Annotated in this window: 22 protein-coding genes; 19 read left to right on the top strand and 3 right to left on the bottom strand. The window is 46.9% G+C overall.

The window, feature by feature from the left end; genetic code table 11:
• Positions 1-4 precede the first annotated feature (4 nt).
• Entirely contained in the window at positions 5-265 is a 261-nt protein-coding gene (gene rpsT / locus KNO95_RS05640; protein WP_026825643.1) for a 30S ribosomal protein S20, read from the bottom strand.
• Between the two features lie 219 nt (positions 266-484).
• On the opposite strand from rpsT, the gene lepA reads away from it, so the two are divergent.
• The 5 genes from lepA (at position 485) to hemW (ending at position 7,047) form a co-directional block, all read left to right on the top strand.
• Complete coding sequence (gene lepA / locus KNO95_RS05635) at positions 485-2,308, top strand: translation elongation factor 4 (RefSeq protein ID WP_214701810.1); 1,824 nt, start codon at positions 485-487, stop codon at positions 2,306-2,308.
• A 147-nt stretch (positions 2,309-2,455) separates the two neighbouring features.
• Entirely contained in the window at positions 2,456-3,493 is a 1,038-nt protein-coding gene (gene serC / locus KNO95_RS05630) for a 3-phosphoserine/phosphohydroxythreonine transaminase (RefSeq protein ID WP_051546015.1), read from the top strand.
• Positions 3,471-4,634 (top strand): phosphoglycerate dehydrogenase, encoded by a 1,164-nt coding sequence (locus KNO95_RS05625; RefSeq protein WP_214878450.1) that lies wholly within the window; start codon positions 3,471-3,473, stop codon positions 4,632-4,634. The genes serC and KNO95_RS05625 overlap by 23 nt, the downstream gene beginning before the upstream one ends.
• Before the next feature lie 10 nt (positions 4,635-4,644).
• Positions 4,645-5,826, top strand: a complete 1,182-nt coding sequence (locus KNO95_RS05620; RefSeq protein ID WP_214701812.1) for a DUF1015 domain-containing protein — start codon at positions 4,645-4,647, stop codon at positions 5,824-5,826.
• 18 nt (positions 5,827-5,844) lie between these two features.
• Positions 5,845-7,047, top strand: a complete 1,203-nt coding sequence (hemW, locus tag KNO95_RS05615; protein ID WP_051545966.1) for a radical SAM family heme chaperone HemW — start codon at positions 5,845-5,847, stop codon at positions 7,045-7,047.
• Positions 7,048-7,098: 51 nt separating this feature from the next.
• On the opposite strand, the gene KNO95_RS05610 is transcribed toward hemW, so the two are convergent.
• On the bottom strand, positions 7,099-7,704 hold the full coding sequence (locus tag KNO95_RS05610) for a DUF1054 domain-containing protein (RefSeq protein WP_214701814.1): 606 nt from the start codon (positions 7,702-7,704) through the stop codon (positions 7,099-7,101).
• A gap of 192 nt (positions 7,705-7,896) precedes the next feature.
• Here KNO95_RS05610 and hrcA point away from each other — a divergent pair, with 192 nt between their 5' ends.
• The 6 genes from hrcA (at position 7,897) to KNO95_RS05580 (ending at position 14,307) form a co-directional block, all read left to right on the top strand.
• Positions 7,897-8,919, top strand: coding sequence for a heat-inducible transcriptional repressor HrcA (gene hrcA, locus KNO95_RS05605; protein ID WP_026825650.1), 1,023 nt, complete (start codon positions 7,897-7,899; stop codon positions 8,917-8,919).
• Between the two features lie 17 nt (positions 8,920-8,936).
• Positions 8,937-9,524 (top strand): nucleotide exchange factor GrpE, encoded by a 588-nt coding sequence (grpE, locus tag KNO95_RS05600; RefSeq protein ID WP_026825651.1) that lies wholly within the window; start codon positions 8,937-8,939, stop codon positions 9,522-9,524.
• 29 nt (positions 9,525-9,553) lie between these two features.
• Positions 9,554-11,380, top strand: a complete 1,827-nt coding sequence (gene dnaK, locus KNO95_RS05595; protein ID WP_214878448.1) for a molecular chaperone DnaK — start codon at positions 9,554-9,556, stop codon at positions 11,378-11,380.
• Positions 11,381-11,490: 110 nt separating this feature from the next.
• A complete protein-coding gene (dnaJ, locus tag KNO95_RS05590; protein WP_026825653.1) occupies positions 11,491-12,597 on the top strand; it encodes a molecular chaperone DnaJ in 1,107 nt (368 codons plus the stop codon).
• Between the two features lie 18 nt (positions 12,598-12,615).
• Positions 12,616-13,554, top strand: coding sequence for a 50S ribosomal protein L11 methyltransferase (gene prmA, locus KNO95_RS05585; protein WP_026825654.1), 939 nt, complete (start codon positions 12,616-12,618; stop codon positions 13,552-13,554).
• Between the two features lie 3 nt (positions 13,555-13,557).
• Complete coding sequence (locus tag KNO95_RS05580) at positions 13,558-14,307, top strand: 16S rRNA (uracil(1498)-N(3))-methyltransferase (RefSeq protein WP_026825655.1); 750 nt, start codon at positions 13,558-13,560, stop codon at positions 14,305-14,307.
• Between the two features lie 47 nt (positions 14,308-14,354).
• Here the strand turns inward: KNO95_RS05580 and KNO95_RS05575 are convergent, their stop codons facing one another.
• The gene (locus KNO95_RS05575; protein ID WP_214878446.1) at positions 14,355-18,011 is read right to left on the bottom strand and encodes a S8 family serine peptidase; all 3,657 of its coding nucleotides are present in this window, start codon (positions 18,009-18,011) and stop codon (positions 14,355-14,357) included.
• A 305-nt stretch (positions 18,012-18,316) separates the two neighbouring features.
• On the opposite strand from KNO95_RS05575, the gene KNO95_RS05570 reads away from it, so the two are divergent.
• The 8 genes from KNO95_RS05570 to KNO95_RS05535 all read left to right on the top strand — a co-directional run bounded on the left by KNO95_RS05570 (position 18,317) and on the right by KNO95_RS05535 (position 23,970).
• The gene (locus KNO95_RS05570; protein WP_214701820.1) at positions 18,317-18,970 is read left to right on the top strand and encodes a class I SAM-dependent methyltransferase; all 654 of its coding nucleotides are present in this window, start codon (positions 18,317-18,319) and stop codon (positions 18,968-18,970) included.
• Positions 18,957-19,424, top strand: a complete 468-nt coding sequence (locus KNO95_RS05565) for an S-ribosylhomocysteine lyase (protein ID WP_214701822.1) — start codon at positions 18,957-18,959, stop codon at positions 19,422-19,424. The genes KNO95_RS05570 and KNO95_RS05565 overlap by 14 nt, the downstream gene beginning before the upstream one ends.
• Position 19,425: 1 nt before the next feature.
• A complete protein-coding gene (locus KNO95_RS05560) occupies positions 19,426-20,364 on the top strand; it encodes a PLP-dependent cysteine synthase family protein (RefSeq protein WP_026825659.1) in 939 nt (312 codons plus the stop codon).
• Complete coding sequence (locus tag KNO95_RS05555; RefSeq protein ID WP_214878444.1) at positions 20,330-21,487, top strand: bifunctional cystathionine gamma-lyase/homocysteine desulfhydrase; 1,158 nt, start codon at positions 20,330-20,332, stop codon at positions 21,485-21,487. The genes KNO95_RS05560 and KNO95_RS05555 overlap by 35 nt, the downstream gene beginning before the upstream one ends.
• A 107-nt stretch (positions 21,488-21,594) precedes the next feature.
• Complete coding sequence (rarD, locus tag KNO95_RS05550) at positions 21,595-22,473, top strand: EamA family transporter RarD (protein ID WP_026825661.1); 879 nt, start codon at positions 21,595-21,597, stop codon at positions 22,471-22,473.
• A gap of 79 nt (positions 22,474-22,552) precedes the next feature.
• Positions 22,553-23,218 (top strand): deoxyribose-phosphate aldolase, encoded by a 666-nt coding sequence (gene deoC, locus KNO95_RS05545; RefSeq protein WP_026825662.1) that lies wholly within the window; start codon positions 22,553-22,555, stop codon positions 23,216-23,218.
• Positions 23,219-23,292: 74 nt separating this feature from the next.
• Positions 23,293-23,487: a 30S ribosomal protein S21 gene (rpsU, locus tag KNO95_RS05540; RefSeq protein WP_029334745.1), complete on the top strand. Its 195-nt coding sequence runs from the start codon at positions 23,293-23,295 to the stop codon at positions 23,485-23,487.
• A 33-nt stretch (positions 23,488-23,520) separates the two neighbouring features.
• Positions 23,521-23,970, top strand: a complete 450-nt coding sequence (locus KNO95_RS05535; protein WP_026825663.1) for a GatB/YqeY domain-containing protein — start codon at positions 23,521-23,523, stop codon at positions 23,968-23,970.
• Positions 23,971-24,032: the final 62 nt, after the last annotated feature.

Raw genomic sequence — 24,032 nt, 5'->3', positions numbered from 1 at the left:
CTAATTAGAGAGCAGCGATACGAGCTGCGAGGCGTGATTTATCACGACCTGCTTTGTTTTTGTGGATAAGGCCTTTTGATGCAGCCTTGTCGAGCTTCTTCGTAGCGAGGACGAAAGCTTCTTGAGCAGCTTCTTTGTTTCCTTCGAGTACGAGAGCATCAACACGTTTTACTGCTGTACGCATTGCCGCTTTCTCATGTGAGTTTGCAACACGACGCTTTTCAGAAGTTTTTGCACGTTTGATTGCTGATTTGATGTTTGCCATTGTTTGTCACCTCCTGAAACAAGAAAGTGTATGTTCTTATTACTTCAAGTAATCATTCAACAGAACAAGCACAATTGTAGCAAACGGTTATATGAAAAGCAACCACTTGATGATTATTCTGAAAACTATCTGTGGTATTGTTGTAGTAGGTCGTACACATTACTTTAGGATTTTGATATAATGACACGGTATGTATGAGAAGGATAGGTGAACCCATATATGAACAAACAAGAATTAGAGAATCGTCAGAAGAAGATTCGTAACTTTTCCATCATCGCGCACATCGATCATGGAAAGTCGACACTCGCTGACCGTATTCTTGAGAAAACTGGTGCACTCACAGCTCGTGAGATGAAAGAGCAGACACTCGACGCAATGGATTTAGAGCGCGAGCGAGGTATTACGATTAAACTGAACGCCGTCAAATTGAACTATACCGCAAAAGATGGAGAAGAGTATATCCTTCATTTGATTGACACGCCAGGACACGTCGACTTCACGTATGAAGTGTCACGTTCGCTTGCGGCATGTGAAGGTGCGATTCTCGTCGTCGATGCTGCACAAGGTATTGAAGCACAAACACTTGCGAACGTTTACCTAGCACTCGATAACGACCTTGAAATCATTCCGGTCATCAATAAAATCGACTTGCCATCAGCGGATGTGGAGCGCGTTCGTCAAGAAATTGAAGATGTTATCGGACTTGACGCGAGTGATGCCGTCCCGGCTTCTGCAAAAGCAGGAATCGGAATCGAAGAAATCCTTGAACAAATCGTCGAACTTGTCCCACCTCCAACGGGTGACCCGTCAGAACCGTTACAAGCATTGATCTTCGACTCATACTATGATGCCTACCGTGGTGTTGTCGCTTCGATTCGAATCGTCAACGGCTCAGTCAAAGTAGGGGATAAAGTTCAAATGATGGCGACAGGGAAAACGTTCGAAGTGACTGACCTCGGTGTGTCGACGCCTAAGCCGGTCTCGGTCAAAGAATTGAATGTCGGTGATGTTGGTACGCTCTCTGCATCCATCAAAACGGTCGGGGATGTTCGGGTCGGAGATACGATTACATTGGCGAAGAACCCGTCAACCGAACAACTTCCTGGTTACCGTAAGATGAATCCGATGGTGTACTGCGGATTGTATCCGATTGATGCAGCCAACTACAACGACCTACGTGAGGCGCTCGAAAAGCTTCAACTTTCCGATGCGGCCCTCGAGTTTGAGCCTGAGACGTCACAAGCGCTCGGATTCGGTTTCCGTTGTGGGTTCCTCGGAATGCTCCACATGGAAATCATTCAGGAACGGATTGAACGTGAATTTGGAATTGACTTGATTACGACGGCACCATCGGTTATCTATCACGTGACGACGACTTCAGGCGAAGTCATCCATGTCGATAACCCATCAAAAATGCCGGAACAACAAAAAGTTGAATCGATTGAAGAACCATACGTCAAGGCAGCGGTCATGACACCGAATGACTATGTTGGTGCCATCATGGAGCTTTGTCAGAAGAAACGCGGGACGTTCATCGATATGCAATACATCGATACGACACGTGTTAAAATCACTTATGAGATTCCACTTAGTGAAATCGTTTATGACTTCTTCGATCAGTTGAAATCTAGCACGAAAGGCTATGCGTCTCTCGATTATGAATTGATTGGCTATCGTCAATCGCGTCTCGTGAAGATGGACATCTTGCTCAATAACGAAGTTGTCGATGCCCTCAGCTTCATCGTTCACCGCGACTTCGCTTATGAGCGTGGGAAGGTCATCGTTGAGAAGCTCAAGGCACTTATCCCGCGGATGCAGTTCGAAGTTCCGGTTCAAGCTGCCGTCGGTACAAAAATCGTGGCCCGTTCTACGATTAAAGCCCTTCGTAAAAACGTTTTGGCTAAATGTTACGGAGGAGATATCTCGCGTAAGCGGAAACTCCTCGAGAAGCAAAAAGAAGGTAAGAAACGCATGAAGATGGTCGGGTCGGTCGAAGTCCCACAAGAAGCGTTCATGTCTGTACTTTCCATGGACGAAGAATGATTATAGCCAGTCGCCTTGATCTCCGGATCAGGGCGTTTTTTTGTTTTAGGCAGGAAATAGCACTTCATTTAAGGAAGGTTACACCCTTAGACAGTCTATAGAGGAGGTAACACTGTGTCGACGTATACATATTCCGCGGGCCCAGGCATGCTACCAAAAGAAGTGATGCAAGAGGTGCAACAACATCTACTGACGTTTGAGCACGAAGGAATTTCGATTATTGAAACGAGTCATCGCTCCGAGTCATTTCAACAAATAGTCGACTCGCTTGAAGAGAGACTCAGAAGAGTCATGAAAATTCCTGAGAATTATGCGGTCTTATGGCTTCAAGGTGGGGCGACCCTTCAGTTTTCAATGATTCCGATGAACTTGCGGAAGCGAAATCGATTTGCCTATGTCGATACAGGCATCTGGTCTAAAAAAGCGATTAAAGATGCTCGACTCTTCGGACAGGTCGATCTCCTCTATCCACGTATAGACGAAACGGGTGAGATGTCATTTGACCAAAGTCTGGTTCAAGAGGTGGATTATCTTCATGTGACACTCAATAATACGATTGAAGGAACCCGGTTCACCGACATTCCGGAAACGAACGTCCCGCTCATCGCAGATGCGTCATCCAATATTCTCGCCGAACAGATCGACGTCGAACGTTTTGGCATCATATATGCCGGAGCCCAGAAGAATATCGGACCTGCAGGACTGACGGTCGTTATTATACGTCGAGATTTGATTCAATCCGCTGAATTACCAAGCTATCTTCATTATGCGTCGCATGTCGATACGTTATTTAATACACCGTCGACGTTCAGTATGTATGTGGCCGAACGTGTGTTGAAGTGGATAGAGGACTGTGGAGGCGTTGAAGCGATGGAACGATTGAACCGTAAAAAAAGCGAGACGCTCTATACGTTCCTTGAGCAATCGAATCTGTTTTCTTCTCTTGTGTCGGGGAAGCGTCGTTCGTTGACGAACGTCCCGTTCACGACAAGTGACAGTGAAAGTGATCGACGTTTCGAGCAATTTGCACGGGAACGTGGATTGCATGAACTGGGTGGGCACCGTTCCGTCGGTGGACTGCGCGCGAGTTTATATAACGCGATGCCAATCGAAGGTGTAGATCGCCTTGTCGAAGTCATGAAAGCTTTTGAGGAGGAGACGTATGTATCACATCAAAACATTTAACCAAATCGCTGCTGCCGGTCTGAAGCGTTTTGAGTCGAGTGAGTATGTCATCAACGCATCAGACCAAGCAGATGCCTGGGTGTTGAGAAGTCATAATGTACACGATGAAACCATTCCACCTCACTTGCTTGCCATCGCAAGGGCCGGGGCAGGTGTGAACAATCTTCCACTCGACCGACTCGCAAAACAAGGCATCGTCGCTTTTCATACACCAGGAGCGAATGCGAATGCCGTGAAGGAACTCGTCCTTGCTAGCATGGTTCTCTCAGTACGTCCCATTCTTAAGGGATTTACTTGGGTGAACGAACAAGTATCAGAGTCGCAATCTCAATTAGAGGAAGCGATGGAACGACAAAAGCGACAGTTCCTCGGAGCAGAGTTGAGGGGGAAAAAAGTAGGCATCATCGGTCTCGGAGCTATCGGTGCGTCACTTGCCAACGATCTTCTCCAACTTGGGGTCGATGTCATCGGATACGATCCCCATCTCTCGGTCGATGCCGCTTGGAATATCTCAAAACATGTAACACGTGCCAAACATTTGAGTGAGGTGCTCGGAGCGGTCGACTTGTTATCGATTCATATGCCATTGACAGAGGAGACGCGGTACAGCATTGATTTAAGTTGGTTTGAACGGATGAAACCAGGCATGACCGTCTTAAACTTTGCGCGTGGTGAGCTCGTGAAAGATGATGATCTACTAAAGGCGTTTCATCACCATGTCGGATTGTATGTGACCGACTTCCCGCGTCATGCGCTCATCGGTCATCCGCAAGTGATGGCACTGCCTCATCTTGGCGCATCGACAAGGGAATCAGAAGTTAACTGTGCAATTCAAGCCGCCGAAACGCTAAAATTGTATCTTGAGACAGGGAACATTCGATCATCTGCCAATTTCCCGAACGTTGAACTTCCGTATACTGGAAAACGTCGCCTTGGAATTTTACACCGGAATGTCCCGAATATGGTCGGTCAAATCACAGGTGAGCTCGCATCACACGGAGTGAATATTGATAATATGGTCAATCGCAGCCGTGGGGAAATGGCATATACGTTAATCGATTTAGACAACTTCGAACATGAACCGTTATCGATTCACGCACTGTACGAAATCAAGGGCGTCATTCGCGTCCGAGAATTTTAAGGAGGAAACTATGGTCGTATTTAAACCGTTCAGCCCATACATGCCAAAACATCCAGAAAATGTCGCCGCAGACCCGTATGATGTCGTATCGGTGGAAGAGGCACAAGCAATCCTTTCAAAAAACCGTGACTCATTTTTAGCTGTCGATAAGCCGGAAGCACTCCAGTCAGACCTTCCACTTGATGAATGGGGAAAACTTGCACGAGAAGAGTTAGAACGCTTGTATGAACACGAATTAACAGATCACCCAAACGGATTTTATGTGTATCGGCTGACATCAGAGCAGCATCAACAGACCGGGTTGGTCGCCACGTTTTCAGTGATGGACTACGAAGCGGGTCGAATCAAGATTCATGAACATACCCGTGAGACGAAGGAGCGGGAACGAATCGAGCATGTCCAGACGACAAAAGCACACACTGGACCAATTTTACTCAGCCATCCCTCTCACGCGAGCCTGAAACAGATTTTACATGGTGCGACAGAGGGTCCCCCGCTCTTTTCATTTACGGATGAGCGTGGTGTAAAACACGAAGGCTTCATGATTCCGAACCGCGAACTTGCACGAGTCATGATGATTGGAGCGACGATTCCGTCCGTCTATATTGCAGATGGACATCATCGTGCGAAAGCAGCGGCAGTCGTGGCGGGGATAAATAAAGACGATGCGCAAAAAAACGAGCGGTCGCATTTCTTGGGTGTGCTGTTTCCGAGCGATGAGTTGATGATTTTGCCTTATCATCGACTGTTGTCGCATATTGCCCCAGAAGAAGTAGAGCATATGCTAGAAGGACTGTCATTTTCTTACGAGGTGAAGCCCGAGGATAGCCTTGTCCTTCCAAAGGAACACGGAGTATTTGGAGCTGCATATCGAGGGAAATTTTACAGGATAACGAAACGAAAAGAGGATGCGGCTCTCGATGTCGCAATCTTACAGCGTGATATCCTCACTCCATATTTCAACGTCGCAGATATTCGTACTGATGCCAGAGTCGACTTCGTTGGGGGGAACCAATCGATAACAGAGCTGGAGCAATTGGTGAAGTCACCAGATCGCTTACTCCTTACGTGTCATGAAACGACGATGTCTCAGCTGATGCGTGTGGCTGATGACGGGGGACAGATGCCTCCAAAATCGACTTGGTTCGAACCGAAATTGAAGAGCGGTCTGTTCATTCACCGATTCGATTGATGGTGCAGGCTGGAAAGAATGAACGAAAAGCGTTATAAATGGAATGAGAAGAAAGGGGTGGCCGTATTGGCTAAAGCCGTATATCTTCACATTCCATTTTGTGAACATATTTGTTATTACTGTGATTTCAACAAGGTGTTTTTGAAAAACCAACCTGTTGAGGAATATTTAGATGCATTAGAACGAGAAATGATGTTAACACTTGAAGCGTTTCCGACAGAGCGAATCGATACGATTTTCATCGGAGGCGGGACACCGACCGCACTTAACGAAGCGCAGATGGTCCGGCTCATGGACATGGTCCGTCGACACCTGCTACCGCTCGCGTCGGATGACCTTGAATATTCGGTGGAAGCGAACCCGAATTTCGTAAGCGCGGAAAAACTTGATGCGATGAAAGCCGGGGGAGTCAATCGGCTTAGCTTCGGGGTGCAAACATTCGATGATGGTGGACTAGAACGAATCGGTCGAACACATCGGGCGGAAGATGTGTTTGAAACCGTGAACGAGGCGGCGAAACGCTTTGAGAATATCTCGATTGACCTCATGTTCGGCTTACCGGAACAGACGCTCGAGCAGATTGACCGCGATTTGACGTTAGCCCTTCAACTGCCGATTCAACATGTATCCTCTTATTCTTTGATTCTCGAGCCACATACCGTGTTTGCGATACAAGACCGAAAAGGCAAGCTCCGTTTACCGGGGGAAGACGTCGAAGTAGAGATGTATCTAAAGGTGATGGAGACGCTTGAGCGTCATGGGCTCAAGCAGTATGAGATTTCGAATTATAGTCTGCCTGATCGGGAGAGCCGTCACAACCAGGTCTATTGGCGAAACGAAGAGTACTACGGATTCGGTGCAGGCGCGCACAGCTACTTGAACGGGACGCGGCGTGCCAATATTGCCCCGATCCCTCACTATATTAAAGCAGAGGGAATCCCGGTGAAGCGGGCGAATGAGCTTGAAGAAGTGGAAAAAATGGAAGAAGAACTATTTCTTGGACTACGCATGCGCTCTGGAGTCTCGCTTCAGACGTTCGCCGAGAAATATGGTCGAACACTCGATGATGTGTTTGGTCACGTAATCGATGATTTAGTGAATAAAGCACTGATTGAGCGTACGGATTCACACATCCGTTTGACGGCGTCTGGTCTCCCGCTCGCCAATGAGGCATTCGCTGCCTTTATCGGGGAAGCGAAACTCGATCACGCCACTTCATAAAAAATGGACAAGTCCCTTATTTAAGAGGAACTTGTCCATTTTATTGTAGAATTATAAGACAAGGTCGCGATAGAGCGGTGTGAGTCGACCGAACGTATCTTCGACCAACGCAAGAAATGCATCCTCATTTTGAAGAATCGATGCATCGGCCGGTAGTTGTCGCCCGATTAAGAAATCAGCCTTTTTGACGTTTCCGAATCGTTCTAGTAATGCTTGAACGTCTTCATTTGACGTATCTTCAACGAGGAACGCCTCTTTTTTCATATGGTCTCCCGCGATGTGGAAATCGGGGAAAGTTGATTTGAAATCAACCTGCTGTAATCGCTTCGCAATCGCGTTTTTATTCGGCATCTCATAGATAAACGCGAGCCAGATGAACACACGATCGTCGAAGAGGCCGACTTGTAGGTGAGGATGCTTCTTGTAGCCGCGCTTATCATGGCAGATTGCCATCCATGTATCTTTTGGTGGATTCACAGTCCTGCGCGCATGTTTTGCGACATGCAAATAAAGAGGGATACCGATATCCGCCTCAAGCTCTGGCCCGACCTCGTCATAAATCCTGTGGAAAAGCGGTTGAATATCAGAACGAATTCCTGACATCCTCGAATCGAGTCCTTCACGCTTAAATACTTCAAATTGTTTTGTTGTAAACATTTTATCACCTCATATTCTATCATAACGAAACGGTTCTTCTTTTTCAGGTTTGCAGTCCAGAAAAAAGTGAAAAAATCGGAGTGTATGAATTGACAAATAGTGAGAACATGATAATATTTGAAGTGTGATTAGCACTCGTTAAATATGAGTGCTAATAAATCGAGGTAACTTTTATCAGAGAGGAGTGATGTTGTGCTGACAGATCGCCAATTGCTCATTCTTCGAGCAATTATTGACGATTACATTCAGACGGCTCAACCAGTCGGTTCACGTACATTGTCGAAACGAGACGACTTAACGTTTAGCTCAGCGACGATTCGGAACGATATGGCCGATTTGGAAGACATGGGGTTGATTGAAAAACCGCATACTTCTGCAGGTCGTATCCCGTCTGAAGTCGGATATCGATATTATGTGGACCATCTTGTTGAGAAGCGGATTATCGACGAGCGGGAGACTGGTCGTTTAGAAGAACGTTTAAAACAATCTTCAAAAGAGTCTGAGATTCTGATTCGCCAAGCTGCAGACCTCCTTTCTGATTTGACCAGTTACACAACGGTCGCCCTCGGTCCAAATAGCCAAATGGAGAGGTTGGCACGTGTGGACTTTATGCCATTAGATGAGCGACGAGGTGTCGTTCTCATTGTCACGGACCAAGGCCATGTCGAACATCGAACGGTCATATTTGAATCACGTGTAGCTCCTGAAGTCATCGAGGAAACGATTCGATTATTAAATGATCGTCTCGTCGGAACGTCGATTGGACAATTGAAAGTCCGAATCGGGGAAGAAGTTGCGAAATTGCAACTCGCTCAGCGACAACAATACGAAAATATGATGCAACTGATTCAATCAACCGTCGGTATTCAAACGCCGTCCTCGCTTTATCTCGGAGGCAAAAAGAATATCTTTAACCAGCCTGAATTCCAAACCATTGACACGTTACGACCGTTTCTGGAATGGATAGATGAGCAGGAACGGCTGACCCACTGGCTCGAATCGTTGCCAAATCGCGAGATTTATGTGAGCATTGGGAGCGAGAATGGAATTGTCGCCCTTCAGAATTGCAGTGTCATCACTTCGGATTACACACTCGACGGAAAAACATTCGGAACGATTGCTATGATCGGTCCGACTCGAATGGATTATCGTCATGGGGTCCAAATGATGGGGCAAATCATCGAAGCGTTGCGACGAACGAAACTAGATGAGTGACGGAAAGGAGTTTTACTATGACAGCAGATCATCAAAACGGGCGCGAGCAAGAAGACGTGCTTGAAGAAAAATCTGTAGACCCGACACAAACAGAAGAGAACGGGTCAACTGAATCAACGGAAGACGAGGTTTTAAATGCTGAGATTGTGGAAGAAAGTTCTGAGGGGACGGACTTACAAAAAGAAATCGAAGCGTTGAAAGCGAGCGAGCTCCGAATTCGCGCCGACTTTGACAACTTCCGTCGTCGGACGAACGAAGAGAACGCCAAGCGCGTCAAATTTGCTTCACAGTCTGTCATTGAAAAATTGATTCCGCTTATTGATAACTTTGAGCGAGCACTTCAAGTAGAGGCAACTTCAGAAGATGCGAAGCAACTTCAAGCGGGCGTTGACATGGTTCATCGTCAATTACTCGACGTCTTGAACGTTGAGCAAGTCGAAGCAATCGAGGCGGTCGGACAGCCGTTCGACCCAAACTACCATCAAGCAGTCATGCAAGAGCCTAGTGATAAGTATGAATCAGGCATCGTGACGATGGAGCTTCAAAAAGGATACACGATGCACGGTCGAGTTATTCGTCCGAGTATGGTAAAAGTTGCAGAATAACATTACTTAACGAGATGGAGGAATGAACGATGGGTAAAATTATCGGTATTGACTTAGGGACTACAAACTCATGTGTGGCAGTAATGGAAGGTGGCGAAGCGGTCGTCATCTCAAACGCAGAAGGGAACCGTACGACGCCTTCTGTTGTCGCGTTCAAAGGTGAAGAGCGCCAGGTAGGTGAGGTCGCAAAACGTCAGGCCATCACAAACCCGAACACGATCCAATCAATCAAGCGTCATATGGGAACATCACACACGGTTGACGTAGACGATAAGAAATTCACACCACAAGAAATCTCAGCAATCATCTTGCAAAAGTTGAAGAAAGATGCTGAAGACTATCTCGGTGAAACGGTAACGGAAGCAGTCATCACAGTTCCTGCATACTTCAATGATGCAGAACGCCAAGCGACAAAAGATGCAGGTAAAATCGCTGGTCTCGATGTAAAACGTATTATCAACGAACCGACAGCGGCTGCGCTCGCATACGGTTTAGACAAAGGTGAAGATCACACGATTTTGATTTATGACCTCGGTGGCGGTACGTTCGACGTGTCAATTCTTGAACTTGGTGACGGTGTATTCGAAGTTGTCGCAACAGCAGGTGACAATCGTCTCGGTGGAGATGACTTCGACCAAAAAATCATCGACTACCTCGTTGCAGAATTCAAAAAAGAGAACGGAATCGACCTCGGAAAAGATAAGATGGCGCTTCAGCGTTTGAAAGATGCGGCTGAAAAGGCGAAGAAAGACCTTTCAGGTGTCACAAGTGCGCACATCAGTCTTCCGTTCATCACAGCTGATGAAGCAGGTCCCCTCCACTTGGAGATGACACTCACGCGTGCGAAGTTTGAAGAGTTGACGGCCGATCTTGTCGAACGCACGATGGAACCGACTCGCCGTGCTTTGAAGGACTCAGGACTCACACCATCTGATCTTGACAAGATCATTCTTGTCGGCGGTTCGACACGTATTCCTGCCGTTCAAAAAGCAATCCACGACTTTACGAAGAAAGAGCCGTTCAAAGGGGTTAACCCGGATGAAGTTGTTGCACTCGGTGCAGCCATCCAAGGTGGGGTTCTTGCAGGTGACGTGAAAGATGTCGTTCTTCTTGATGTGACGCCACTCTCACTCGGTATTGAAACAATGGGCGGCGTGATGACGAAATTGATTGATCGTAACACGACAATCCCAACATCAAAATCACAAGTCTTCTCGACTGCAGCGGATAACCAACCAGCTGTTGATATCCACGTCCTTCAAGGGGAACGTCCGATGGCGCCTGATAACAAGACGCTCGGTCGCTTCCAATTGACGGACATCCCGCCGGCACCACGCGGTGTGCCGCAAGTCGAAGTTAAATTCGACATCGATGCTAACGGAATTGTTCACGTATCGGCAAAAGACCTTGGTACGAACAAAGAACAATCGATTACGATTCAATCCTCTTCAGGTATCGATGAAGCGGAAATCGAGCGCATGGTGAAAGAAGCGGAAGCGAACGCGGAAGCTGATAACCAACGTAAAGAAGAAGCTGAGCTCCGCAACGAAGCAGACCAACTCGTCTTTGCGACTGACAAGGCAATCAAAGACCTTGGCGAGCAAGTCGAAGAGGCAGATAAAGAAAAAGCGGAAGCTGCGAAAGAAAAAACGAAAACGGCTCTCGAAGGTTCAGACCTTGAGGAAATCCGGACAGCCAAAGACGAATTATCAGCTGTCGTTCAAGAGTTGACACAAAAAGTATATGCTAAAATGGCTGAACAGCAAGGTGCTGAAGGTGCAGAACCACAAACAGAAGCGAAACAGGACGATGATGTCGTGGACGCAGAGTTTGAGGATCTCGACGACCGTAAATAACCAGCCGTTGTAAAGGAGAGCGCCAAAGCAGGTTTCTGCTTTGGCTCTTTCCATGTTAAGGTAGAATCGGTAAAATCGATACGAAGTTAGTGAGGATAGGAGCGAGAAAAGTGGCGAAACGAGATTATTATGAAGTGCTAGGGCTCGACAAGTCGGCCTCAGCACAAGAAATCAAGCGGGCATACCGTAAGTTGGCCCGTCAATATCATCCAGACATCAACCAAGAGGCAGATGCTGCTGAAAAGTTCAAAGAAATCGGTGAAGCGTATGAGGTGCTTTCTGATGAACAGAAACGGGCTCAATATGACCGATTCGGTTTTGAAGGAGCTAATCAATTCGGAGGCGGTGGCGATTTCCAAGGCGGATTCGGAGATATTTTTGATATGTTCTTCGGAGGCGGCGGACGCCGTCAAGACCCAAACGCACCTCGACGAGGAGAAGACTATCAGTACGTGGTCGATCTTGATTTCATGGAGAGTGTGACCGGGAAGACTGAGACGATTGAACTCGAAATCGAAGTCGAATGTGATACGTGTATGGGAAGTGGGGCAAAACCCGGAACAAAACCAGAAACGTGTAACCGATGTGGCGGCAGTGGAGTCGAAACAGTCGAACAAAATACGGTTCTTGGTCGTATGGTCAATCAACGTCCTTGTAGTCAATGTCATGGTACAGGTAAGACGATTAAAGAAAAATGTTCGACTTGCCATGGTTCAGGTCATGTGAAGAAGAAGCAATCGGTTGAAGTTAAAATTCCTGCTGGTATCGATAACGGTCAGCAGATTCGTTTATCTGGAAAAGGCGGCCCGGGTGTGAACGGTGGACCAGCGGGAGACTTATACGTTGTTATTCGTGTAAGAGCCCACGAAATTTTTGACCGTGTCGACCAACACATTTCAATGGAAATGCCGGTCACGTTCGCCCAGGCGGCTCTCGGTGCAGAAATCGAAGTCCCGACTGTTCATGGCAACGTGAGTTTGAAAGTACCTGCGGGAACACAAACCGGTTCAAAATTCCGTTTACGTGGAAAAGGGATGCCGAGCCTACGCGGAGGCGCAAACGGTGACCAATTTGTCAGTGTCATCGTGATGACACCGAAACATATGACAGATCGTCAAAAGGAATTGCTTCGTGAATTTGAAGAAATTAGCGGTGAGTCTGGGGTAGAAGAGGAACATGGTATGTTCCAAAAAATGAAAAAGTTCTTTAGTCACTAAAAAAGGAGTGTGCAATCGATGAAATGGTCTGAAATTTGTGTCCACACGACACAACTTGCGGTAGAAGCCGTATCAAATTTACTACACGAAGTGGGGGCACAAGGTGTCGTCATCGAGGACGTCGAAGATTTTGACCGAATGATGGCCGAAGACCATTTCGGAGAGATTTGGGACGTTTCAGATCGTGAAACATATCCTACTTCTGGTGTACACGTCAAAGCATATGTGCCAGCTTCAAGTGATTTTCAAGATGTGCTTTCGAACTTGAGAAAAGAAATCGAACGACTTCGCAGTATGCTTGATATTGGTTCGGGTGAAGTCACGGTCGCTGAAATCGACGAAGAGGACTGGGCGCACTCTTGGAAACAATACTATAAGCCAGTCAAGATTTCACAACAGTTGACGATCGTCCCTCTATGGGAAGAGTATACACCGCAACCGGAAGAGAACGTGATTCTCCTCGATCCGGGAATGGCGTTTGGAACTGGAACACATCCGACGACAATGCTCTGCATCCAGGCAATCGAGAACTATATCCAAGAGGGTGACCATGTCATCGATGTTGGAACAGGTTCAGGAGTATTGTCGATTGCGGCTGCTAAACTTGGAGCAACGAGTGTAAAGGCGCTCGACTTAGATTCAGTCGCAGTAGAAGCGGCTCGACAAAATGTAGAGACGAACGGTGCCGAACAGCTCGTTCAAGTGACGACGGGAGATCTATTAAAAGGTGTAGAAGGAGAGTACGATTTGGTCGTTGCGAATATTCTCGCCGACGTCATCCTTCTCTTCATCGAAGATGCTTACGCGCGTACGAAATCTGGTGGGCACTTCATCACTTCTGGAATTATCGGAGAGAAACGAGCTGAAGTAACGAACGCCTTGGTCGCTGCAGGCTTTGAGATTGAAGAGACACGCGTGATGGAAGATTGGGTCGCGATTATCGCTAAGAAGGGGTAAATCATGCAACGTTACTTTTTGACACGAGAATCATTTGCAGGTGAAACGGTGAGGCTTCCTCCAGATGTGGTTCATCATATCGGTACCGTCCTAAGGCAAGGTCCCGGATATGAGATGGTCCTTTTGGACGGTGCGGGGAATGAATATGCGTGTGTCGTGACATCGCTTGAGGGGAAATCTGGAGAAGCGAAGGTTCTATCGACACGACAGGCGACGACTGAGTTACCAATTGAGGTTACGCTCGCCTACGCGCTTCCTAAAGGTGATAAGGTCGAACTTGTCGCTCAAAAAGCGACCGAACTTGGCGTTCACCATCTTTTGTTGTTCGAATCGACCCGTTCTGTCGCCAAGTGGGACGGGAAAAAAGCTCCGAAAAAAGTGGAACGGATTCAAAAGATTATGCAAGAGGCGGCTGAACAATCATATCGTGCCGTGGTACCGACTTGCGCGTACATCTCTCCTAAAGAGCTTAATCAGAAAATCGATGGCTATGATGTCGTCATCATCGCGTATGAAGAGTCGGCAAAAGAAGGTGAACAGTCTGCGTTCGCGCAATTATTAAATCAACTGAAACCGAAACAACGCCTTCTCGTCATCACGGGACCTGAAGGTGGATTCGATGTGACAGAAATCAAGCAATTGATTGATGCGGGAGCGACAGCCTGTGCTTTCGGTCCACGCATTCTTCGGTCTGAAACGGCGCCGCTCTATGCGTTGTCTGCAATCTCTTTCGCGCTTGAACTAAATAAATGACACTAAAACGGATGACCTCAATCGGGTCATCCGTTTTTTGGTGTCGCTTATTTTTTGTTGATCGTAATCACTTTCTTCGTGACGTTCCCACCAAGGTCGGTCACTTCAAATGTGAAGGTATTTGTTCCTTTTGTTGTCACAGGGAGTGTGATTGTTCCAGTTCGTGAGGAAGCTCTCATCGCATATGGTTCTTTCATGGATTGGCTCCATTGCAAGTCACCATTGACACGAAGTTTAATTTCATCAAAATTGTCAGTCACTTTGACTTTGACTTTTACAGAGTTCTGCTTAGCCGAAACGTTCTTCGGCACGTTTGTCACGGATAATTTTGCTTTCGTCGAATCGACAAAGATTGGACGGACGAAGTTTGTCATGTTTCCTGCAGTATCTTCTGCGATGAAGCGAACTTTATGGAATCCATCTTTATATGTTCGAGTCGTATTGAACGTGTACTGTTCTGATGTCGCATCATATTTGAGTGGCACTTTGACTCCGTCTACTGTAAACGAGGCGATTTCAGAGGCATCCTTGATTTGACCGATTAACGGTACAATTGATGTACCATATGGAGACAAGGCGAGTGGTGCATCGACAAAGACTCCAGGTTTGGCCGCATCATTTTCTGTAGAAACATTTCGAGTGATCACATTTCCAGCATTATCCGATACACGAACAGCGAGTTGGTCTGTTGATTCGATTGGAGTATCGAGTGTGAAGGTAGCTGTATCGTCCGCTTCTTTCTCAACGACTTCACCGTTAAGAAGGAATTCAATCCCATTGATTCCCGCAAAGTCATCCGATGCTTTTACGCTTGCTACGTTATCGTCCCAACGAAGGGTGAAGCGTGGGTCTGTGTAATCCACTTTGACAGGGATGCGCAATGTTTGAGCTTGTTTCTTCATGTAATCAATGCTTGCTTCAATCTCATAGTAATATGTGCCTTTTGGCGCCATCTTTCCATTCAATTTTCCATCCCAAGCGTTATCCGCTGCGTAATAGTAATAATCGCCACTTCCACCGTCGAAGTAATTCTTTCTCAATTCGTCTTCCATCTTGAGGGTGCGAAGGACGTTCCCTTTCTCATCTACGACCCGATATTTGATGTCTTTCGCATTACGTAATAGCGAGAAGACTGGAGTTGCAGTGTCTTTCGATTCGTCTCCATCTGGTGAGATGGCAACCGCTTCACCAGCCACAGATTCATCTAGTTTTTCACCTAAGTAGTTTCCTTCTGCATCGACCAATCCAGAGACGCCGTAGAATGCGCCTTCTCCATAAATCGTCTCGTCAAAGATCGGTGCTTTTCCCCAGTCTCCTTCGAATCCAACGAACGGAACGACGAGTGATGGATGACCGTCTGTCCCACGTGGGTCTGTCAAACGAAGGAATCCATCAACGAAATAGCCGTTCTCAAAGACGGATTTAGCAGATACGGCTCCGTCCAATGTTTCAGGGTTGAGTACTTTTGCTTTCGATACATCGATTGAGACTGTAATCTCTTTCTTCTGTTTTGCTTTCAACGTGACTTTACTCGTGTTGGCACCGTTGATTTTAATGATCGCTTGTTGAAGAGCCTGGGCTTCCATTGCATTTTGGATGACCCCGTCTTTGTTTTTGACAGCGAGATCAGTTTGCAGAGATGCTGCCACATCATACGTCAATGATTCGTTTGACATATTCTCAACGACGATTTTGAATGAGGCTTTACTCTTCGATAATTCTTTTAAAGCAACTTTTGCTTCTTTCGTCTTCTTCTCATACGCGACAGCTGGGGACGTGACGGCCGCATGAAGTTGCATGAGACCGGCTCCGGCACGACGTGGTGAGTACGGAAGAGACTGTTTCAATTCCTGGTTATATGGTCCGATATCCGTGACAGGCTTTGATGTGTTGAGTAACAAGTTCTTTGCCATCGTGACACGATTTTTTCCACTCAACTTGAAGTCGCGGTCCACACGCTCAAGAACGAGGGCTGCCCCTCCGGCAACGTGCGGTGCTGCCATTGATGTTCCACTCATCAACCCATATTGGTTGTCGTTGAACGTAGAGAAAATTTGACCGCCTGGTGCAGAAAGTTCTGGCTTGAAGTCAAGGTTTGGTGTGACACCCCATGAGGTGAAATCAGACATCGCACCGGCTGAACGGTTGTTGACACTGATCCGGTCACCGGCAAACGTCACTTGAAGTGGACCTTCGGCTAATTTGTCTTTAAGTTCATTCCCATCCTGAATGCTGAGTGAAGCCATTGGGATTTGAGGTTGATCGAGTGCCATCGATACATAATCACCATGTGAGACAGCGCCTCGAACGATGACACCTGCTGCGCCTTGTTCCTCAGCAGTTTTTTGAATCTTCGAATAGAAGTATCCGCCGTCACGCACGGCGAGGACGAGTTTTCCTTTTACGTCTTTCCCTTCATAATTTTCCGATTGTCCGTCTCCGACATATACGATGTCATATGTACCTTCCTTGAAAGCAGGACCGTCTTGCTTCTTCCATCCGATTTTTTCATTCCCGACGCCAAATGCATCCAATTGAATTTGATCGTTCTCAAGAGACGCAACCGATGTTGACGCTTGACTGACACTTGGTGCCCCAACGACGCCCGTATCTGGGTTTGAAGCGGTCGGCAAGTCGAATCCGTGACCGAAGTATGCGGAGTTCCCTGCGGAAATCGACATGAAGATTCCGTTGTCGACGGCGCGTTGAACGGCTTGTTGCTCTGGAGAATCAGCATTCACAAATCCAGCGGTAGAACCGAGGCTCATGTTGATGACGTCCGCTCCGAGCTTGATTGCATCATCAATCGCTTTAATATAAATATCACCATATGTAGATGCGTAATTTGGATCGTTACTGAATACTTTCAAACCTAAGATTTGTGCTTCTGGAGCGACACCTTTGATGCCTCCATTTTCCAAGTCACCATTCGCGGCAACCGTTCCTGAGACGTGTTGACCGTGCATCGATGCGCCTGGAGAATCATCCTTAATATCATCGTTCTCATCGTAATAGTTATAAGCGTATGGAACTTTCTCGTTCACAAAAGCTCCAGGTAAATCGAATGATGCAATTGCCTGATTGACTTCTGATTTCGTCAATTCTGCCGTTTTTGCGTCTGTGATTCGGTAGTCACGATGCTCAGCGTCAATTCCTGAGTCGATGACAGCGACGACTGTCCCTTCGCCTGCAAATCCATAATCGCCCCATGTTTGCTCGGCTTGGACCATCCCGTTACTCGTGATCATATCTGGCTTCACTTCTGGACGCTCATATTCGTTGACGATGTGAACGGTCGAGACTTCAGGTAACGCTTCGACTTTAGCAATTTCACTTGTTGACAGGAACGTTGAGAAGCCGTTAAAGACAGTTGTGAACTCTTCAATCGGAGAAGCGGTCACCCCTTGTTTCTTGAGAGCAGACTTGGCCCGTTTTTGTTCGGACTCCACAGATTCTTGAGCCTTGTTTTGTTCCGATTTTGTTAATTCATTAAATTTTTTTCCTTTTTGAGCAGCTTCTGCAATCGCTGGGTCTCCTACGAGTTCAACCACGACCCTTACTTTTTTCTGCTTCTTTTCGAGCACAAGTTTTGGTTTTACGGATGCTTCTGCTGAAACAGATGATGTACCAGCTTGAATCAGTGCTGGTGATAATGCGATACATGTGGCGAGTGATGCGTTCAGATAGATTTTTTTACGTGACAACGTGTTAGCCCCCTGTGATTTGTTATTATCTGTAAAAAAAGCGATTCCTAACATTGAAGACTATCATAACGCTATTTAACATAATAGCAGTGGATTTTTTTGTAAAATAGGGGAGTGTTTTTGCACAAATTTTAATGTTCTGACAATTACTAAAGACCTAACACATAAGACCTATATCCTTTATAGATAGAAAAAAAAATCTAGCTAATGACTTGATACGAGTAAAAAAACCTGGTAATCTAGCGTTAATGTTAAATGCCGATAATACATATCAAATTAGTAAGAATAAAGATTGGGGTGGCGCTATGAACTTACCATTCATGGACATCTTTAAAGATTGGGCAAAAGATTACGATACGGCTGTCGAAGGTCATGACGAGCAATATCATGAGGTGTTTGTTGAGTATGAACAAATGTTGGATGAAGTTGCGCTACATGTTGAAGGAACGGTGCTTGAGTTCGGTGTAGGGACGGGTAACCTGAGTAGTCGCATTCTAAAAGGACATCCGTTGATCGCGATTGAACCGTCTCCGGAGATGCGACAGATTGCGATTGACAAATTAGGTATTGAAGTTCAGGAAGGCGATTTTCTCCGATATCCAGACTTTTCACAAGTCGATACGGTCGTGTCGTCGTATGCTTTTCATCATTTGAAGGATTCTGAAAAGGAGACGGCGATTCGTCAATATGTCGGAGAATGGGTACATCCGAAGTTCGTGTTGCTCGACACGATGTTTGAATCTCCGGCATCCCGTCAGGACATCATCGATTGGGCGAAGGCTAACAATTACTCAGACCTAGTTGAAGACTTGAATCGTGAATACTATCCATATACGACAACGATTCGTTCTATGTTAGAAGCGAATGGTTATAATGTGATGATGACGCAAAAAAATAAGTTCGTATGGCTCGTAGTAGCCACTAAATATCGAGGAGGAATTACACATGGAAACATATAACGTTGAAAGTTTTAACTTAGATCATACGAAAGTTCAGGCTCCGTATGTTCGTCTGGCTGGCGTGAAAGAGGGGTCAGCTGACACGATCTATAAATATGATATTCGTTTCATTCAACCGAACGAAAGCCTCATGCCAATGCGTGCGGTTCACTCACTCGAACATTTGATTGCGGAAAACAGTCGTAATCATTCAAATGATATCGTTGATGTTTCACCTATGGGATGCCAGACAGGATTCTATTGGACGATGTTGAATGACGGGGATTATGACCGAATGCTCGATTTGGTGGAAGCCACTTTACGCGATGCGATGAACGCAGAGGAATTGCCGGCACAAAACCCCGTACAATGTGGAAGCGCAAACCATCATGATTTTGAAGGAGCAAAGAAGTTAGCTTCAGATATGCTCGCAAAGCGAGACGAGTGGCATATTATCTTTAAGGACGAAGCGTAAGATGATTGTCCGTGACGTCTACGAGCTCATCGGGGATACACCGCTCATTGAACTCCATTCACTTCCCGTACCCGCAAATGTCAAAGTGTACGGAAAGCTCGAGATGATGAATCCGGGTGGAAGTGTGAAAGACCGACTCGGCATGAATTTGATTGAACGAGCAATTGAGCGCGGAGATGTCGCACCAGGTGGCACGGTGATCGAACCGACAGCCGGGAACACCGGGATTGGTCTCGCCCTTGCTTGCCAACGGTTCGGGATTCGTCTTTTTACCGTAACCCCTGAAAAGTTTAGTCAAGAGAAACAAGCGCTCATGCGACTCTTGGGGGCCACGGTCGTCAACACGCCGACAGAACTTGGGATGAAAGGCGCAATCCATCACGCGGTCGAATTGGCGAAAGAGCATGACGCCTATGTCCCGGAACAGTTCTCAAACCGGGACAACCCGGACGCATACGTTGACATTCTATCTCGTGAACTTCTAAACGACCTGCCTCGGATTGACGTGTTCATAGCCGGAGCTGGTTCGGGAGGAACGTTCACTGGTGTCGCGCAAACGCTGAAACCTCTCGGTACGAAAACTGTCGTTGTGGAGCCGGTCGGATCGGTTTTAAACGGTGGTGAACCGGGCCCTCATAAAACGGAAGGAATCGGCGTTGAGAAATGGCCACCATTTTTGGAGCGGTCTTATGTGGATGCGATCCATACGATCACGGATGAAGAAGCGTTCTACTATGTGGCACATTTGGCGAAACAGGAAGGACTGCTCATCGGTAGTTCATCAGGTGCCGCCATCGCAGCGTGTGTAAAGGAAGCAAATCAATTGACGGAAGGCACGATTGTGACAATCTTGCCGGACAGTGCAGAGCGATATTTAAGTCAAGGAATTGTCAAGGAGGCAGAACATGCGTACAAAGACAGCACTCATTCACGGCGGTAAGACGACGGATCCATTGACAGGAGCCGTCACACCACCGATTTATCAAACGAGCACATACAAGCAAGACGGGATCGGGAACTTACGAGAAGGATACGAGTATTCTCGGTCGGCAAACCCGACGCGAACAGCGCTCGAGACACTCATTGCCGACATTGAAGGCGGTGTACAAGGCTTTGCATTTGGTTCTGGGATGGCAGCCATCTCGACGGTGCTCATGCTACTAAAATCAGGAGACCACGTCATCGTCGGATCTGACGTGTATGGAGGAACATACCGTGTATTCAATCGAGTATTTCAGTCACGAGGCTTGGAAGCAACTTTTGTCGATACATCCGATGAAACAGCGGTTCGGAATGCGCTTCAAACGAACACGAAAATGATTTATGTCGAAACACCGACCAACCCGCTTCTAAATGTGACGGACATTCGCGCGATGCGCACGATTGCAGATGAGGCAGACGTCATACTCGTCGTGGATAACACGTTCATGACGCCTTATTTCCAAAATCCAATCGATTTTGGAGCAGACTATGTCCTCCACAGTGCAACGAAGTACTTGGGTGGACATAGTGACGTCGTGGCGGGACTAGTTGTCGCTCGTACGGAAGAACAAGGCGAGGCTTTGGCCTTCCTTCAAAACTCTGTTGGGGCAGTACTCGGACCACAAGACAGCTTCCTTGTTGTTCGAGGCATCAAGACGCTGGCCGTCCGGATGGAGGAAATTGAATCAAATGCTCGTGCATTGGTCGAATTTTTACAATCTAAAAAGAGCGTGTCCCGTGTGCTCCACCCAAGTGTTTCAAGTGAAGAAGCGAAACGTATACATTTATCTCAAGCGCGCGGGTTCGGTGGGATGATTGCATTCGATGTTGGTTCAGCGGAAGCGGCGGAAATGATGGTCGCGAAGACGAAATACTTTACGCTTGCTGAGAGCTTAGGTGCAGTAGAGAGCTTGATCAGTGTTCCGGCCCGCATGACACATGCGTCGATTCCGGCTGAACGTCGAGCGGAACTCGGAATCACCGATGGGCTCGTCCGTATTTCGGTCGGACTCGAAGACATTGATGACTTGATGGAAGATTTGGCGCAAGCTTTGTCGGCGATCGAGCAAGTGAAGCAATAAACAGTCAGGGCGCGTTTTCGCGTCCTTTTTTCATGAGAAAAAAGTCTTGTATCGGAAGTCTTTCATCGACTAAACTGTTTTTAACTTGAAAGAGAGCGGGTGAACGTGTGAATAAGGGAGTGTTGACGACAATCGGGGCCTACGTCATGTGGGGCGTCCTTCCGATTTATTGGAAATTTTTACAAGAAGTGCCGAGCGGTCAAATTTTGGCGCATCGAATCGTTTGGTCATTTTTATTTATCTTACTCGTCCTGAGATGGACAAATCAGTGGAAAGAGTTCGGTTACGCCCTTCGACATCGTGCTACGCGAAACGCATTCATGTTAAACGGATTCATCGTTAGCGCAAACTGGTTTGTGTACATATGGGCAGTCAATCACGGATATATTATCGAAGCGTCTCTTGGGTATTACATAAATCCACTTGTCAGTATGGTGTTAGGGGTGCTCGTATTTCGGGAATCATTAAACCGAGTCCAATGGATAGCTGTCGGAATTGCCTCGGTTGGGGTACTCGTATTGACGTTAGGATACGGCTCGTTCCCTTGGATCTCATTCGTTTTAGCGAGTACGTTCGGATTTTATGGGATGGTGAAAAAACGACGCCCCCTTGCCTCGACAGTCAGCCTAGGGATTGAAACGTTAGCAGTCGTCCCTGTGGCGCTGCTCTTCCTCGGGAATCAAGTCGTCACCGACAACATCGCTTTTGATGTGTCTCCTGTGATTTGGGTTGCGCTCCTCGGGACGGGCGTAGTCACGGCGTTACCACTTCTTTTGTTCGGGTATGGGGCACAACAGATTCCATTCACTCTCGTCGGGTTTCTTCAATTTATCGCACCGACACTTAGCTTGATTATCGGGGTCGTCATGTACCATGAACCGTTTACGTCGTATCATATCTTTGCCTTCACCTGCATTTGGCTCGCTATTTTCTTCTTCAGTTGGAACAGTTGGGTCGTTGCCCGTAAACGTCGTCAGTTAATTTGAATTTGAAAGCTGTTACATCTCAAAAAAACATGGTAATATGTTAGATGTCAGACTTATATGTCAGAGGAGGAAATGAATAATGGAATTAGCCCGTTATATCGATCACACAGCATTGAAAGCTGAAACAACAAAAGACCAGGTTACAAAACTATGTGCAGAGGCGCTCGAGTACAAATTCGCGAGTGTTTGTGTCAACCCGACTTGGGTCAAGTATGCTGCGCAAGAGCTCAAATCAGATGATGACGTCAAAGTATGCACGGTCATCGGTTTTCCGCTTGGAGCGAACACACCTGAGGTGAAAGCGTTCGAAACAAAAGACGCGATCGCAAATGGTGCAGATGAGGTTGACATGGTCATCAACATCGCAGCACTCAAAGACGGCGACTACGATCTCGTAGAGCGTGACATCCGTGCGGTTGTTGAAGCGGCAAACGGTACACTTGTCAAAGTCATCTTTGAAACATGCATGCTTACTAAAGAAGAAATCAAGAAAGCTGCTGAACTTTCAGTTAAGGCTGGAGCAGATTTCGTGAAAACATCAACTGGTTTCTCAACTGGTGGAGCAACTGTCGAAGACATTCGCCTCATGCGCGAAACAGTTGGACCAGACCTCGGCGTAAAAGCTTCAGGTGGTGTTCGTGACTTCGAAGGTGCAAAGGCGATGATTGATGCTGGAGCTACACGAATCGGTGCATCAGCAGGTATTGCGATTGTCACTGGTGGACGTTCAGACAGCGACTATTAATAAGTGGTTGACCACACGACTTAATTTCACTATAATATGATATGACGTGTGAAACACGTTTCCTTAGTCGTGTAATTCGGAGGGAGGGAAAACTAGTGGAAACTCGTGTCCGTAAAAACGAATCGCTTGAAGACGCTCTTCGTCGTTTCAAACGCGGTGTTTCGAAAGATGGCACACTTGCCGAAGTTCGTAAACGTCGTCACTACGAAAAGCCAAGCGTAAAACGTAAATTGAAATCAGAAGCTGCGCGTAAGCGTAAGAAATTCTGATTCCAGTTTCATTTGTAGAGAGGGTGTTGGCTCATGAGTCTTCAAGAACGCTTGACGGACGACATGAAGCAAGCCATGCGCGCTAAACAAAAAGATCGTCTTACGACGATCCGAATGGTGAAAGCGTCGCTCCAAAATGAGGCTATCAAACTAGGCCGTCAAGATCTTACCGAGGAAGAGGAACTCACGGTGCTCAACCGAGAGATGAAACAGCGCAGAGACTCCCTCCGAGAATTCGAAAGCGCTGGTCGTGAAGACCTTGCTTCCAAAGTAGCAGAAGAAATTGTCGTCCTAGAAGCCTATATGCCTGAACAACTCTCAGAAGATGAAGTGACTAAGATCGTCCAAGCAGCAATTGCTCAAACGAACGCATCTGCTCCATCGGATATGGGTAAGGTGATGGGCGTCGTCATGCCGCAAGTAAAAGGCAAGGCAGACGGTGGTCTTGTGAACCGAATCGTCAAACAACAGTTGACGAATTGATGAAAAAGCAGAAACTTTTTGGGAAACCGAAAGTTTCTGCTTTTTTTGCGTATTCTGAAACC

It is taken from the genome of Exiguobacterium sp. ERU653 (assembly GCF_018617775.1).
Classification (GTDB): domain Bacteria; phylum Bacillota; class Bacilli; order Exiguobacteriales; family Exiguobacteriaceae; genus Exiguobacterium; species Exiguobacterium marinum.
The sequence above is the reverse complement of the archived record's forward strand: the minus strand, read 5'-3'. Positions and strand labels throughout refer to the sequence as shown.